This window comes from Arenibacter algicola, assembly GCF_018860365.1.
Lineage (GTDB): Bacteria > Bacteroidota > Bacteroidia > Flavobacteriales > Flavobacteriaceae > Arenibacter > Arenibacter algicola_B.
In genome coordinates, this window is the sequence record NZ_JAHKPO010000024.1 from 159,683 (window position 1) to 174,085 (window position 14,403).

Genomic DNA, 14,403 nt, shown 5'->3' on the forward strand with positions numbered 1-14,403 from the left:
CTACTTTGTTTTCTTGTTTAGGAACAAACTTTCCTTTATACTTTTTAATCTTTGAAAAGCCTTGGAATTCAATTTCTCCTTTGGTTCCTTTATAGCCTCCTTGGCTTTGGTTGCAGGGTCGTACAACATGCCGGTACAAAGACACATTTTTTGTTCTGTCCTGGTAAGGATATCAAAATTTTTACAGGTCTGACAGCCTTTCCAAAACTCGGGATCCGTAGTCAATTCTGAAAATGTAACCGGTTTATAGCCCAGTTCATAGTTCATCTTCATCACTGCCAAGCCCGTAGTGATCCCAAAAATTTTGGCATCGGGAAACTTACTCCTGGAAAGGTCAAAAATTTCTTTTTTTATTTTCTTGGCCAAGCCCTGATTCCTGTAATCAGGATGCACTATTAGACCTGAATTGGCTACAAATTTTTCATGTCCCCAAACCTCAATATAACAGAAACCGGCAAACTTATCGCCGTCCAAGGCAATAATGGCATTGCCATTATGCAGTCTTTTTTGAATATATTCTGGAGTGCGCTTTGCAATCCCGGTACCCCGCACTTTGGCCGACTCTGCAATGGTTTCGCAGATAACCTCGGCATATTTAAAATGGGAATCGTTAGCAATAACAATCTTCATTGAATGTTGCTTTTAAAATTAAAATTATAATTTATTTTTTTTGAGAGGGAAATGGACTCACCTATTTCCATAAAAGAAGCGCACCCTTACGGGCGACGACGTGTAGGCGTAAATGAATAAGCAAGGTTGGAAACCTTGTTTACGTTAAGTATGTAATATGAGTTATTCATTCTACCATCAAAAGTACAAATAAAAATGAATTTTTGTGATTGATGTGCTAATTTTTACTAAATAGCAACTTTTTGTTATGTAATCTAACAATTTCATAACACATAAAACCATATACTGCAATATATTCAACAGATAACAACCAATAATTCTCCTTAAACCCTGCATTGGAATAGGCCCAGTAGCTCAAAATGATACTCAAGGACCAAACCATTGGAAACCTAAACTCGGTAAACAGGCCTAAAATCACTAAGAAAATAATATACCATGGGTGCACGGTAGCCGACAAAAAATAATACAAGGTCAACACCCACATCATGGAGGTCAACAAGGTTGAAATCTTTCTATTGTCCCTAAAAAACGTAAACAGGGCCACAGAGGCAATAACGATTATCGGGGTAATTTTTCCATAATCCTTGATTAGCTCCCAAGGTTTTGCTTCGAAATTCAGGGCCACTTTTTTTATTACATTATATAAACCGGCATTAAATTCAAAATTGGAGAACCACAGCCCTACTGTCTGCATGTAATTATTTGCAAAATCCAGGGAATAGAATGGGAGTACCAAAAGGACCGTTGTTATACCCACAACAGCATAGAAGAGGATGCTTTTCTTGAACCCGAAATATTTTAAGAACAAGGGCAGAAATAGTAAAGGGACCAATTTTACAGAGATCGAAAGCGCATATACAATAGCCGCCAATAGCCATTTTTTATTGAACAAAAGGCAAATAGACCAAACAAAAAAGAACAACATTACCCCTTCAAAATGCAGATTACCGGTAAGTTCCAAAATAACCAATGGGTTTAAGAAATACCAAAAGATCAAATGGGTAGATTTATTGAGCTTTTGCAATAATTTGCGCCCGAAATATAGGATTCCCAAATCGGCCATAATTATAATGGTCCTCATGACCAATACACTTCCCACTAGACTCTTTCCTGCCAACCAAGTGGACAACGCAAAAATAAACTGGTTCAATGGAGGATAATTACTATAATTTGACGCACTGAGGCTTCCCATGCCACTCACCAATTCCCCGGCATTGTGCATGAGGTGGCCATTTTCTATTATCAAGTCCTTGGGGAGGTGAAGGTAGGGACTCATCCCATGGTTGATCAATTGTCCATCCCATATAAATCTATAAAAATCCTGGGAAAGATTGGGTTCCGCAAAAAGCAGTATTAGCCGGAAAAGCGTCCCGGAAATGGCCAAAAATTTAAAGTTCCATTTTTCAAATTGAATCAGCTTATAACACAAAAAGGACAAAGCCAAATAAAGGCCGAGCAGCTTTATAAAATCCGTTCTATCCAAATGGTAACCAAAGGAAATATAGAAGAGGATGCTAAGCAGCACCATTAAAATTGGAATCCTGTGAAGTTTCCAATAAGAAATGGCCCTTTGGATAATATTTGTCTGGTGGTTCTTGGTCACTTTATTATTTCAGCAATCTCCCAAATTTAAATGAAATTATCAAATAACAGCACTTCCAATTTTGGTTTTGGCAATGAAACCCTTATTTTTTTGAAATTCACAAATGTAGGTAGCTATTAACTTACCTCCAATGTCTGTGCCGGAGCAGCACTATCTCTTTCTTAACTAGTGGTTTAAGGATATAAACCTGTTTAACGATATCAAAATTAAAAAAGCCCTGTCTTTAGAAAGAACAGGGCTTTTGAATAGCGTTTATAAATATTATTTAAGCCCTTGCCATAAGGGATTTGAAGAATACGTAACCGAAGCCCAAAAATAACATAAAGTGAAATGGAAAAAGTCCAAAATCGTTCAAAGGAATGGCACTGTACATTCCAAAAAGGAAGTAAAGCATTAGGGCCGCTTCCAAAATCATATTGGGAGAAAGTTTGGTAGCCAAATATTTATTCCCCTTCCAGCTGTCCGTTATATTGTTCAAATTAAATTTTGGGGTCCTGACAAACTCGGATCTTTTACCCATATGACCTTCCAGTACGGCAATGGAGTTGTGCAATGAAAATCCAAGGGCCACGGAGAAAAATGTAAAGAAGATTCTTATATAGTCTACAAAATTATCAAAACTACTACCCTGTATGCTCTTATAGGTAAACCAATAGCAGACGAAAAGGATAATGGTACTTAAAATAAAAAATTTGGTAGCTTCAAAAATCCATCCCAAATGATCATAGCTATTTTTTATGTACATCATTGGAATACTCAAAAGTGCCACCAAGAATACACAAAGGAACATGGAGCTATTCAACAAGTGCATCACCCCGTGAAATTTGGTCTTGAACGAGATGTTCTTGGCGGATATAACGCTCCAAACGGTTTTTCTAAAGTTTTCTGCCCCACCTTTGTTCCAACGAAATTGCTGGGAACGGGCAGCGCTGATTACCACTGGAAGTTCTGCAGGTGTCTCTACATCCTCCAAATATTTAAATTTCCAGTTCTTTAATTGGGCGCGGTAGCTAAGATCCAAATCCTCGGTAAGGGTATCTCCTTCCCAGTTTCCGGCGTCCAGAATACATTCCTTTCTCCAAATACCTGCGGTACCATTAAAATTTATGAAATGGCCTTTGGCATTACGTCCTACCTGTTCCAATGTAAAGTGGGCGTCCAAAGCAAAAGCCTGTATACGGGTCAAAGTGGAATATTCCCTATTGATATGTCCCCATCTTGTCTGAACTACACCAATTTCCTGATCTTTGAAATAAATTACGGTTTTCTTCAACCAATCATTGGAAGGCAAGAAATCCGCATCAAAAATGGCAATAAACTCCCCTTTGGCTATATCCAGACCTTCTTTTAAAGCACCTGCCTTATAGCCTTGCCTATTGGTCCTTCTTATATGCTGTATATCCAATCCTGTTTCCTGAAGCGCCTTAATTCTCTTGGCAGTGTCCAATACGGAGTCGTCCGTGGAATCGTCCAAAACCTGAATTTCCAATTTGCTCATTGGATATTCTATTTTCGAAATATTGTCCAACAAACGCTCCACAACATACTCCTCATTATAAATAGGAAGTTGTATGGTAACAAATGGTATTTCTTTTGGATCCAATAAATTGAATTTTGGAGCCTCCTTATTTCTCCTTTTATACCCTAGATAGTTGACCAGTAAATTAAGCTGGGCCAAGCTATAAAAAAATATCAATAGTAAGGAAATACTGTAAATCGCAATGATAAAGTAAGTAATTGTTAGTCCCATATTATTTTAAACTGTATTTAAATATCCAACCCAGGATTTTTACGCCTGCAAATATAGTACCTTTTACAGTACCTGATACTTTTGATATGCCAATTCTTTTTTTATAACGCACTGGTACTTCGGTATATGTAAATCCCTTTTTTAGAACCTTCAACTGCATTTCCACGGTCCAACCGTAGGTCTTATCCTCCATTTCCAGCGCCAAAAGCTTGTCGTACTTTATGGCCCTAAACGGACCCAGATCAGTAAAAGAAGCTCCAAAGAACCATTTCATTAAAGTGGTGGCCAATGCATTTCCAAAAACCTGTTGTGGCGTCATAGATCCTTCTTCCCTCAACTCCTTTGTTCTGGCCCCAATAACGAAATCCAAATCGTTTTGCACTATGGGCTTTACCACTTTGGAAAGTTCTTCGGGATAATCCGAATAGTCTCCGTCCATAAATACGATAATATCGGGTGTTTTGGATTGTTTGGAAACATAATTAATTCCCATAAGGCAGGCATAGCCATATCCCATCCTCTCTTCAGTGAGTACAGTAGCCCCGGCCTCCCTAGCATTGAGGGCTGTATCGTCTGTAGAATTATTGTTTACAACAATTATTTCGGAAACAATTGTTGGGATTTCTTTTATTACGTTCGCAATGGAATCAGCTTCGTTATAGGCAGGGATAATTACTTTTATATCGGTCATTAGAGTATTTGAAGGGTCATTCTTATTTATCCATTGTTAGGTATCTTGGGTATCCATAATTTTGATAGCGCAAAGGTATCAATACTTTCATCAATCCATTGACCTCCCTTTAAGGATTGCAACAATTATTTCATCACCAATCGCAGGCTTATTTTTTATTGACCAGGTCCATTAGATCAACATCGTTCCCTAACAGAATTTCGGTAGGGTTTATCCTTCCCTTGAGCGGTCCATTTTCCAATTTTAAGACCCCTCTTGGACAGACCGCGGAACAAATACCACAACCTACGCAACTGGACCTTATAATATTTTCACCTTTTTGGGCGTAGGCCCTGACATCTATACCCTGCTCACAATAGGTAGAACAATTACCACAGGAAATACACTGTCCACCGTTGGTGGTAATCCTAAAGCGCGACTTGAACCGCTGTACAAATCCCAAATACGCTGCCAGAGGACAACCAAACCTACACCATACCCTATTTCCAAAAATGGGGTAAAATCCGGTACCGATCACTCCTGCGAAAAATGCACCTATCAACAGACTATAGGTATTTTGCACACTCTGTGTTTTTAAACCCAACACTGTGCCAGACTCCGTAAAGAAACTGTAGAGCGTCATCAAGGTCATTCCCACGGCAAAGACCAACACCCCATGTACCAACCATCTTTCCACTTTCCATGAAAATAGGGACTTGCTGGAGTGCTGCCTATAGGGATCCCCTAGGGTCTCTGCCAAACCTCCACATCCGCATACCCAGGAACAGTACCATCGTTTTCCAAAAAAATAGACCATAACGGGCACAATAACCAAAGTAAGTACAATACCCCATACTAGAATAAAGAGTCCTATTCCCCCACTGTTCAACAAGGATTTTAAATTCCATTGGAAAAAGAAATCATAATCCAAAGGAAAGGCATTTTTAAAGTCGTAATACGGCATTTGTAGCCTTACCATAATTTCCGGAATAAGAAAGGCAAAGACTATTTGAAAAAACAGGACAGAGGTAGTACGTACCATTTGATACATATTATGCCTATACTTAATGTACATGCGCACGGCCATTACGGTCATCACCGTACAATACATAAAGCCGTAGACAAACCAATGTCCGGCAGGATTTCCACTTAGAAATTCGCTTATTGGATCTACTAGGTAAGTCCAGTTTACAGCATATTCCGAACGGAAATAAAGCACCAAATAAAAGGAAACCAGAAAAACAAAGACCATCCAAGCAATCCACCCCCTATTGGTGGCATTCTCATGGTAAATACCATTATTCTTAACCCCTTTTTTACCTAATAAAACTATATTGGGAATTATAAAAAGTAATGCCCCCAATATGCCCAGGCCAAAGGTCAAGAACCACATAAGTCCCTTATTTTCAACTATAAATCCACTCCCGGAGGCCTTGCCAACGGCAGCAGCCAAGTCATGTGGACCCGTATAGATAATCTTCTTATATTCCTTGTCCTTTCTATGTTGGGCATTGGCAGCCTCCAGTGTCTGGGTTATTTTGGGAGATAATGAAAGCATTCCCTGGAACTGTTTGCCAACCACATTTTCTTCCATCCCCTGTATAAAAATTTCGCTCGAAATTCCCTTTTGCTGAATTATTTGATCCATTGTTGCAGGGGTCACCTTAAACTCACCAATAAAAGGAAGTATCGTAAATATGGTAAGGCCAATTAAAAAAATGAAGAGGCCAATTTTTTTTATTATTTGCATCTGGTAATCTTATATGTTGCTAAAAATTCGTTTCCAACTTTTCTTCTTGGGAGTAATATTCGTACCAAATTGGGAATTATACTGGGATACAATGGCTTTCTCATATTCCGCGTAAAATTCAGGATCAAAATTGGCATCCTTTAAAAACTCCATTACATAAGCTATACTTCTATTCTCCGTAAGCCACCTGTCCAAAATTTCGTGACGCATCCGAATTCCAAAAGTATTGATCCCCAAAAACTGTTTGGTGTCTTTGTGGAAGGCGATGGTGACACATATTTTTTCCTTGGGATGCCGCCAATGAAAATGTTGTTCATGGTCTTTTTTCGATTTCTCACTGAATACCCATCCATAAGTTTGATACTCTATGTCCAAAAATTTTGCTGAATTAAACCAATGCCCAGGGTTATAGGCCCTTTTGTTACCGCAAATAGTCTGTGCCAAAGTTTCCCCCATCATTCTTCCCGTATACCAAACAGCCTCCACCGGCCTGCGGCTGCCAATGGCCTCATGTTGTTCGGCGCAATCACCAATAGCATAGACATCTGCTATATTGGTTTCCAAAAAGTTATTGACCTTTACCCCTTTCCCTGTTTCTATTCCAGAGCCTTTCAGGAAATCAATATTTGGAGTAACCCCGGCGGTCAGCCCCACCACCGTACATTGGATCGTCTCCCCTTTATCCGTAACCACGGCATTTGCCCAACCATTTTCATCCGAAATAATTTCCTTCAGATTGGTATCCAATTTCAGGTCTATATGATGTTCCAGAATGTGCTCATTGATCATTTGGGATTCCCCTTGGGGCAAGACCCCGTTCCAAAAGCTGTTTTCACGGACTAAAAAAGTAACTGGGATATCCCTACTCCTAAGCATTTCTGCCAATTCGATCCCAATTAATCCGCCCCCAACAATAACTGCCCTTTTACATATTTCATTGTTAGGTGCATTGGCCTGCAATAACTCCAAATCCTGTTTGGAATACAATCCCTGTACCCCTTTCAAATCCTGTCCGGGCCATCCAAATTTATTGGGTTTGGAACCTGTGGCGATAATAAGTTTATCATATCCAATTTCCTCGGAACTTTTTAAAATTACCTTTTTACTGGCCGTATCTACTTTTGTTACATATCCATTGACCAAATTCAAGCGGTTTTTTTTCCAGAACCAATTTTCGTAAGGCTGGGTATGCTCAAACTTCATATGCCCCATATACACATACATCAGAGCAGTTCTTGAGAAAAAATAATCGCTCTCAGCGGAAATAATGGTGATTTTTTTGTCGGATAGTTTTCGAATATGGCGGGCTGCCGTAATTCCAGAGATTCCATTACCAATAATAACAATGTGTTCCATAGGATTTAGGTTGATAAGTACTAGGTCGTACCTAAAGATAATAACTTAATCGTTCCTCTTTATTTAGAATTATTCAAAGCAATGGAAAATTGCTATAATGAAGTCGGGAATTGGATATTATTCGCCAAAATTGGCAGACCGGCCCATTGGTCCTGCAGAAGGACAATTTATAGCCATGGCAATCCTGAAATAATGAAATTTATACAATTTGGCAGTAAGGATTTACTTGGTTGCCTTCTCCAAAGTAAAGGAAAATTCGGACCCTATATCTAGTACGCTTTCCACGTAAATCTTCTCGTTGTGGGCCTCTATAATATGCTTTACAATTGCCAATCCCAAGCCAGAACCACCTTCGGCCCTACTCCCACTTTTATCTACCCTATAAAATCTTTCGAAAATTCGCGCTAGGTGCTGTTTGGAGATACCCTCGCCATTGTCGGTTACCCGAATAATGACCTTGTTTTTAATTAAATTCTCTATACTGACCTCGGTTGTACCGTTCTGCTGTCCATATTTAATGGAATTCACCACTAAATTTGTAATTACCTGTTGTATTTTCTCTTTATCGGCCTTAACGTAGATGGGATCCTTATAATCCATATCAAATGTCAGGGTAATATTCTTTTTTGCGGCCTTCATTTCCAAAAGCTCAAAAACATTCCTCACGAGTTCCAAAATATCAAAATCCTCTATCTCCAAGTTTAGGTCCCCAACTTCCAATTTGGTTATCAGATCCAAATCCTTAACAATGTAGATAAGTCGCTCCACACCCTTATTGGCCCGTTGAAGATACTTTTTCCTCAGATTTTTATCGTCCATGGCACCATCCAAGAGGGTTAAAATATAACCCTGGACGGTAAATAGTGGTGTTTTTAATTCATGGGAAACGTTACCCAAAAAATCCTTTCTATATTCCTCCCGGATTTTTAAGGTATCAATTTCAATTTTTTTGTCCTTGGCAAACTTCTCTATTTCATCTGTCAAGGACCGCATGTCCGTTGTAATGGTCTTAGGAGCCAAGGAGGTGGACTCCAACAGGGATACATCTTTATAAATGCGTTCAATGTTACGGTAGATAAATTTTTCTATCCTTAATTGAACTACGAGAAAAGAAATTAGGGAAGAAGTTACCAAAATGACCGCTAGGAGCTGCCAATCCACGGAACCATTGTTCCACAAAAATATCCCCAAAACGGTAGTTAAAAGGAATGAAATTAGAATTGTTGTACGCAAGGCAAACCTATACGATTTTTTAATCCTCGTTGCCATTATAGTACAAACTTATACCCTACCCCTTTTACCGTTTTAAAATGATCATCACCAATTTTTTCGCGAAGCTTTCTAATATGGACGTCGATAGTCCTCCCCCCTACAACCACTTCATTGCCCCATACCTTGTCCAGGATAACCTCCCTTTTAAAAACCTTATTCGGCTTGGAAGTCAATAGTGCCAAGAGTTCAAACTCTTTTCTGGGAAGAATTATTTCCTCTCCCTGATTAACAATTTTGTATTCCTCCCTATTTATGGTAATCTCACCAACTTTAAAGATATCTTCTACCTCCTGCTCCTCATTCTTAAGCCTTCTAAGCAAAGCTTTTACTTTGCTCACCAAGACCTTAGGCTTAATAGGTTTGGTTATATAATCGTCCGCACCCGCATCAAATCCGGCCATCTGCGAATAGTCTTCGCCCCTAGCGGTAAGGAAGGTGATCAAGGTATCCTCCAAACCTTCGGTTCGCCTTATGATCTCGCAGGCTTCAATGCCATCCATTTCCGGCATCATTACGTCTAAAATAATTAAGTGGGGCTTCTTCTTTTTTGCCTTCGAAACCCCTTCCATACCATTTTTTGCAGTGAAAACCTCATACCCTTCGGCAGATAAATTATACCCTACAATTTCTAGAATATCCGGTTCATCATCCACCAAAAGTATCTTAATATCCTTTTTTTTCATGCCTTATTTTTTTGTCTTTAAACGGTCATCTACAACCCATTTCCTTTTGGAGGGCGGTTACTATAATCTATCACAACCCAAAATTGTGACCTATTAAAACATGCCCGTTTAACCTTCAATATTTATTGGTTATCCGCGCCAAAAGTAAAGATAATACTATTACACCAAACCTCTTAACATGGATTTAATATAGTAACATTTAGATAACATTAAGCCAACAAACTATTAATCTGAGGGTAACGCGACTTTTACAGTTAGGCCATTTATTTGCCATGTTTAAATAAAACAAGTGAACTCAAAAATGAAACCAAAAAATTCAGTTGAAATGAAAAAACTTTTATTATCCGCATTGGCCATAAGCGCTATGGCTTTTACATCTTGCACAAACGATGACGAACCACCAATAGCCGATGTTGTTGCTACCTGTAATGACGGAATTCAAAACCAAGGAGAAACTGGTGTTGATTGTGGTGGACCTAACTGTCAGCCCTGTACCGAAGCAACAGCTACTTGTGAGGACGGCATCCAAAATGGAGATGAGACAGGAGTGGACATAGGTGGTTCTTGCGCCGAAATCATTACGGTTTCCGGTGAAATAAGCACCGATACCACTTGGTCTGCAGAGAATATATATGTATTGGCAGGAAAAGTTGTTATTGGAATTGGAAAAACCTTGACTATTGAGCCAGGTACCATAATTAAAGGTAAGCCAGGTTCAGGATCTTTAGCTTCTGCCCTAATTGTACAAAGAGGGTCTACTATTATGGCCAACGGTACTGCCGAAAAGCCAATTATATTTACTGCCGAGGCCGACAATATAGGTGTAGGACAGACAGCTGGAACCAACTTGGACCACAATCAAAGAGGACTTTGGGGAGGACTAATTGTTTTGGGAAGAGCTACCGGTTCTTTCAAAGGTGATGTTACCGAAGTACAGATAGAAGGTATACCTGCCGATGATACTTTTGGCCTTTACGGTCCTGGTGATGCATTAAACGACGATGACAATTCAGGAGAATTGGAATACATCTCCATTCGTCACGGTGGCGCCTTGATAGGAGAAGGAAACGAGATTAACGGTCTAACTTTAGGTTCTGTAGGCCGTGGTACAAAAATTAACCACATAGAAGTTGTAGGTAATGTTGATGATGGCATCGAATTCTTTGGTGGAACCGTTGACGCCTCCAATCTATTGGTTTGGGCCCAGGGCGATGATGCTTTGGATATTGACCAAGCCTATTCCGGAACTATAGACAATGCAGTAGTAATATCTGGTGAGGCTTCTGATCATGCTTTTGAAATTGACGGTCCAGAAGGTTCAATTAACGGTTCCTTCACCCTTCAAAACGCTACTATTTTTGGAAGTTCAACTGCTGCCGATGGTGAATATGCAGACTACAGAAGTAATGCAATGGGTACTACCAAAAACATCTACGCCCTTGGATTCCAAAACGGAAAAGACGTGGAATTGGACGCCAATGATGTAGCCCAAAACTTCTTGGATGGGGAATTAACCTTTGAAGCTTGGCAAGTTGTAGGCTTTAACAATAGCATTTTCGCTGAAAAAGTTAAAAAGGATGACGCCGGAAACGAAGTGGAATCAACAATCATCTTAGCTCCAACATTTACCGAAAGAGCTGCTGACTGGACTACCCAAGTTACCGCTGGGGCCCAGACTGTAGGTGCTGACCTTAACGTATTTTCTTGGACTTACGCAAGTGCTAAAGCTGGTTTAGGTTTCTAGTAGAAACAATACACCCCTTTAAAAATAACAACCGTGCTCGCCCAAACATAAGGGCGGGCATTTGGTTTATTACGATTTAACTATCAATTACTTATGAAATATTCACTTAGACTTTCAACTTTTACCTTTTTTATTTTTCAACTCATTTTTTCACAAACTGGCGAGGTAACGGGATCATTAATCGATGCAGATTTTCAAGACCCTGTACCCTTTGCCAATATTTTGGTTAAAGGCACCACTATAGGTACCACCTCAGATTTCGATGGTAATTACAAACTTACCCTTGAAGAGGGCAGCCACACTCTTACTTTTTCATTCCTAGGTTATAAGACCGTTGAAATTACCGATGTTGTCATTAAGGCGAACGAGGTAACCAACATAAATGTTACTATGGAAACCCTGGCCGAAGGGCTTGATGAAGTGGTGGTATCCGTAAGCGTTAAAAAAAATACGGAAACTGCTGTTTTGGGTATCCAGAAAAAAGCCGTGAACCTTTTGGACGGATTATCTGCCGAGGCCTTCAAAAAAACTGGCTCGGGAGATGTGGCCAGCGCCATAAAATCTGTACCAGGGGTATCCGTACAAGGCGGAAAATATGTATATGTTAGAGGTCTAGGGGATCGCTATACCAAATCTATTTTGAACGGAGTGGATATACCTGGTCTGGACCCAGATAGAAACACTATTCAATTAGACATATTCCCCACTAATATCATAGACAATATCTTGGTCCTTAAATCTGCATCTGCAGATTTGCCTGCAGATTTTACCGGTGGTATCGTAAATATCGTGACCAAGGACTACCCCACAAAAAAGGAACACAGCATTTCCCTTAGTGGCAGTTACAATCCCGATATGCACTTTAATGAAAACTATTTGGATTACAAAGGCAGCACTACAGATTTCCTAGGATTTGACAATGGTAACCGAAGTGTTCCTATTAACCGAAATCAGGATATTCCCAACACTTTTGAGTATAATCCATTATTAACAGCGATTACCAAAAAGTTCAATCCGGTGTTATCGGCCATGAAGGCAAATAGCGCTATGGACTACAGCTTTGGATTTACCACGGGTAACCAATACATGGTAGGAGAAGGCCAGAACAGATTGGGATATTTAGCATCTGTTTCATATAAAAACACTACCACCTTTTACGAAGGGGCAGAAAACAACTTCTATAGAAGAAATGCTGACACCTCTGTTTTTGAATTGGAAACCGATAGGACACAAACTGGGGATTTAGGTAGAAATAACGTATTGGTAAGCGGTCTTTTGGGCACTTCTTTTAAGACAGAAAAATCCAAATACAAACTTAATCTCCTTCATATTCAGAACGGAGAATCTACAGCAGGTTATTTTAGCCAGACCTTGAATTTTTCGGATTTCGTCAATTTCTCAAAAGATAACTTGGAATATACCCAACGCTCTATCACCAACGCATTGCTTAGTGGAATACATTCCAGCGAAGATGCATCATGGACAACGGAATGGGCACTTTCCCCTACCCTGTCCAAAATTCAGGACAAGGACATTAGAACAACATCTTTTAGGGTAGAGGATGGCGTATACTCCATTCCCCAGAACAACCAGCCAAAAAGAATCTGGAGGGATTTGGAAGAGATCAATGCAGTTGCAAAACTAGATCTTACCAAAAAATATGATTTTCTGGAAAAAGATGCCAAATTAAAATTTGGTGCCTATGGCTCCTACAAAACTAGGGACTTTAGCATCTTGAACTTTGAAATTGAGAACAATGGGCAAACCACTATATTCAATGGTGTTGCAGACAATATCCTTTTGGACGAAAACCTATGGACCGTTAACAACAACTCCGGTTCCTATATTGATCCGGACATATCCGTTGCCGAACCGGCCAACACCTATGAGGCAGCACAACAAAATATAGCAGGTTATGTCTCCAACGAGTTTAAACTTGGGCAAAAATTGCGCACTATCCTTGGTGTGAGGGTGGAAAAATTTGAATCCAAATATACCGGGGAAGACAATAAGGACATTAATGATCCTCAAAAGGTTATTTATGATAATGAAACCATAATAGATAAGTTTGATCTTTTCCCTACAGCCAATTTAATCTATGAACTTACAGAAGACGTTAACCTAAGGGGATCCTATTCCCGAACTACGGCAAGACCTTCTTTTAAGGAAGCTTCCATAGCCAAGATATTTGACCCACTATCCAACAACACCTTTATAGGCAATATTGATTTGGATCCAACCTACATTAACAATTTCGATTTCAGGGTGGAATGGTTTGGTGAAAGTGCAGAGATGATTGCATTGAGCGGCTTTTACAAAAAATTCACCGACCCCATTGAACTAACGTACTTCGAATCTTCATCCGATAACTTTACCCCTCAAAACCTTGGTGATGCGGATGTGATCGGATTGGAATTTGAATTAAGGAAAAATTTAGGGTTCATTGCAGCTCCACTACAAAATTTTAGCTTAAACGTAAATACCTCCATCATTAAATCTACCCAAGTTTATAGTGAAAGTGAGCGTAATCTTAGAACGCTGGGACTTAGGGATGGCGAAACCTTGGGCAATGACCGGGAATTACAGGGACAGTCACCTTTCCTTATCAATTCCGGGTTAAATTATGAAGGAGCCGAAAACGGGATCCAAATGGGAATGAACTATAATGTACAGGGAAAAACATTACAGGTAGTGGGTAATGGATTTGTACCGGACGTGTATACCATGCCCTTTCACAATTTAAACTTTAACTTCTCCAAGAGCTTCGGTGAAAACCAAAATCAGAGTGTTAGTTTTAAAATAAGCAATCTTTTGGATGATGATGTAGAAAGTGAATATGAGTCCTACAAGGCTGAAAACAAGACCTTCTCCAAAAGAAGTCCTGGAAGAACATTTACATTGGGATACAACATTAAGTTTTAAATTTTATAATTGTAATTAATAAA

The 14,403-nt window shown here is 39.5% G+C and carries 10 protein-coding genes; 2 read left to right on the forward strand and 8 right to left on the reverse strand.

Annotation, left to right across the window (positions count from 1 at the left end; translation table 11 throughout):
- The 8 genes from KO529_RS19260 to KO529_RS19295 form a co-directional block, all read right to left on the reverse strand.
- Complete coding sequence (locus tag KO529_RS19260; RefSeq protein ID WP_215949491.1) at nt 1–630, reverse strand: GNAT family N-acetyltransferase; 630 nt, start codon at nt 628–630, stop codon at nt 1–3.
- 217 nt (nt 631–847) lie between these two features.
- Nucleotides 848–2,233, reverse strand: a complete 1,386-nt coding sequence (gene mptB, locus KO529_RS19265) for a polyprenol phosphomannose-dependent alpha 1,6 mannosyltransferase MptB (RefSeq protein WP_354667786.1) — start codon at nt 2,231–2,233, stop codon at nt 848–850.
- Between the two features lie 265 nt (nt 2,234–2,498).
- Nucleotides 2,499–3,983 carry a cellulose synthase family protein gene (locus tag KO529_RS19270; protein WP_215949492.1) on the reverse strand — a complete coding sequence of 495 codons (1,485 nt, stop codon included), beginning with the start codon at nt 3,981–3,983 and terminating at the stop codon, nt 2,499–2,501.
- A gap of 1 nt (nt 3,984) precedes the next feature.
- Nucleotides 3,985–4,674, reverse strand: coding sequence for a glycosyltransferase family 2 protein (locus KO529_RS19275; protein WP_215949493.1), 690 nt, complete (start codon nt 4,672–4,674; stop codon nt 3,985–3,987).
- 148 nt (nt 4,675–4,822) lie between these two features.
- Nucleotides 4,823–6,403: a 4Fe-4S binding protein gene (locus KO529_RS19280; RefSeq protein WP_215949494.1), complete on the reverse strand. Its 1,581-nt coding sequence runs from the start codon at nt 6,401–6,403 to the stop codon at nt 4,823–4,825.
- 9 nt (nt 6,404–6,412) lie between these two features.
- A complete protein-coding gene (locus tag KO529_RS19285; RefSeq protein ID WP_215949495.1) occupies nt 6,413–7,759 on the reverse strand; it encodes an NAD(P)/FAD-dependent oxidoreductase in 1,347 nt (448 codons plus the stop codon).
- 222 nt (nt 7,760–7,981) lie between these two features.
- Nucleotides 7,982–9,028 carry a sensor histidine kinase gene (locus tag KO529_RS19290; RefSeq protein WP_215949496.1) on the reverse strand — a complete coding sequence of 349 codons (1,047 nt, stop codon included), beginning with the start codon at nt 9,026–9,028 and terminating at the stop codon, nt 7,982–7,984.
- A complete protein-coding gene (locus KO529_RS19295; protein WP_215949497.1) occupies nt 9,028–9,714 on the reverse strand; it encodes a response regulator transcription factor in 687 nt (228 codons plus the stop codon). The genes KO529_RS19290 and KO529_RS19295 overlap by 1 nt, the downstream gene beginning before the upstream one ends.
- Before the next feature lie 325 nt (nt 9,715–10,039).
- Between KO529_RS19295 and KO529_RS19300 the strand changes: the two genes are divergently transcribed.
- Together KO529_RS19300 and KO529_RS19305 are read left to right on the forward strand one after the other, a co-directional pair.
- On the forward strand, nt 10,040–11,458 hold the full coding sequence (locus tag KO529_RS19300) for a hypothetical protein (protein WP_215949498.1): 1,419 nt from the start codon (nt 10,040–10,042) through the stop codon (nt 11,456–11,458).
- Nucleotides 11,459–11,551: 93 nt separating this feature from the next.
- On the forward strand, nt 11,552–14,380 hold the full coding sequence (locus tag KO529_RS19305) for a TonB-dependent receptor (protein WP_215949499.1): 2,829 nt from the start codon (nt 11,552–11,554) through the stop codon (nt 14,378–14,380).
- Nucleotides 14,381–14,403: the final 23 nt, after the last annotated feature.

Excerpts from the sequence above, each read along its gene's own strand:
- KO529_RS19260 (WP_215949491.1), bottom strand. The coding sequence starts at position 630 with ATGAAGATTGTTATTGCTAACGATTCCCATTTTAAATATGCCGAGGTT.
- KO529_RS19270 (WP_215949492.1), bottom strand. The coding sequence starts at position 3,983 with ATGGGACTAACAATTACTTACTTTATCATTGCGATTTACAGTATTTCC.
- KO529_RS19275 (WP_215949493.1), bottom strand. The coding sequence starts at position 4,674 with ATGACCGATATAAAAGTAATTATCCCTGCCTATAACGAAGCTGATTCC.
- KO529_RS19280 (WP_215949494.1), bottom strand. The coding sequence starts at position 6,403 with ATGCAAATAATAAAAAAAATTGGCCTCTTCATTTTTTTAATTGGCCTT.
- KO529_RS19285 (WP_215949495.1), bottom strand. The coding sequence starts at position 7,759 with ATGGAACACATTGTTATTATTGGTAATGGAATCTCTGGAATTACGGCA.
- KO529_RS19290 (WP_215949496.1), bottom strand. The coding sequence starts at position 9,028 with ATGGCAACGAGGATTAAAAAATCGTATAGGTTTGCCTTGCGTACAACA.
- KO529_RS19295 (WP_215949497.1), bottom strand. The coding sequence starts at position 9,714 with ATGAAAAAAAAGGATATTAAGATACTTTTGGTGGATGATGAACCGGAT.
- KO529_RS19300 (WP_215949498.1), top strand. The coding sequence starts at position 10,040 with ATGAAAAAACTTTTATTATCCGCATTGGCCATAAGCGCTATGGCTTTT.
- KO529_RS19305 (WP_215949499.1), top strand. The coding sequence starts at position 11,552 with ATGAAATATTCACTTAGACTTTCAACTTTTACCTTTTTTATTTTTCAA.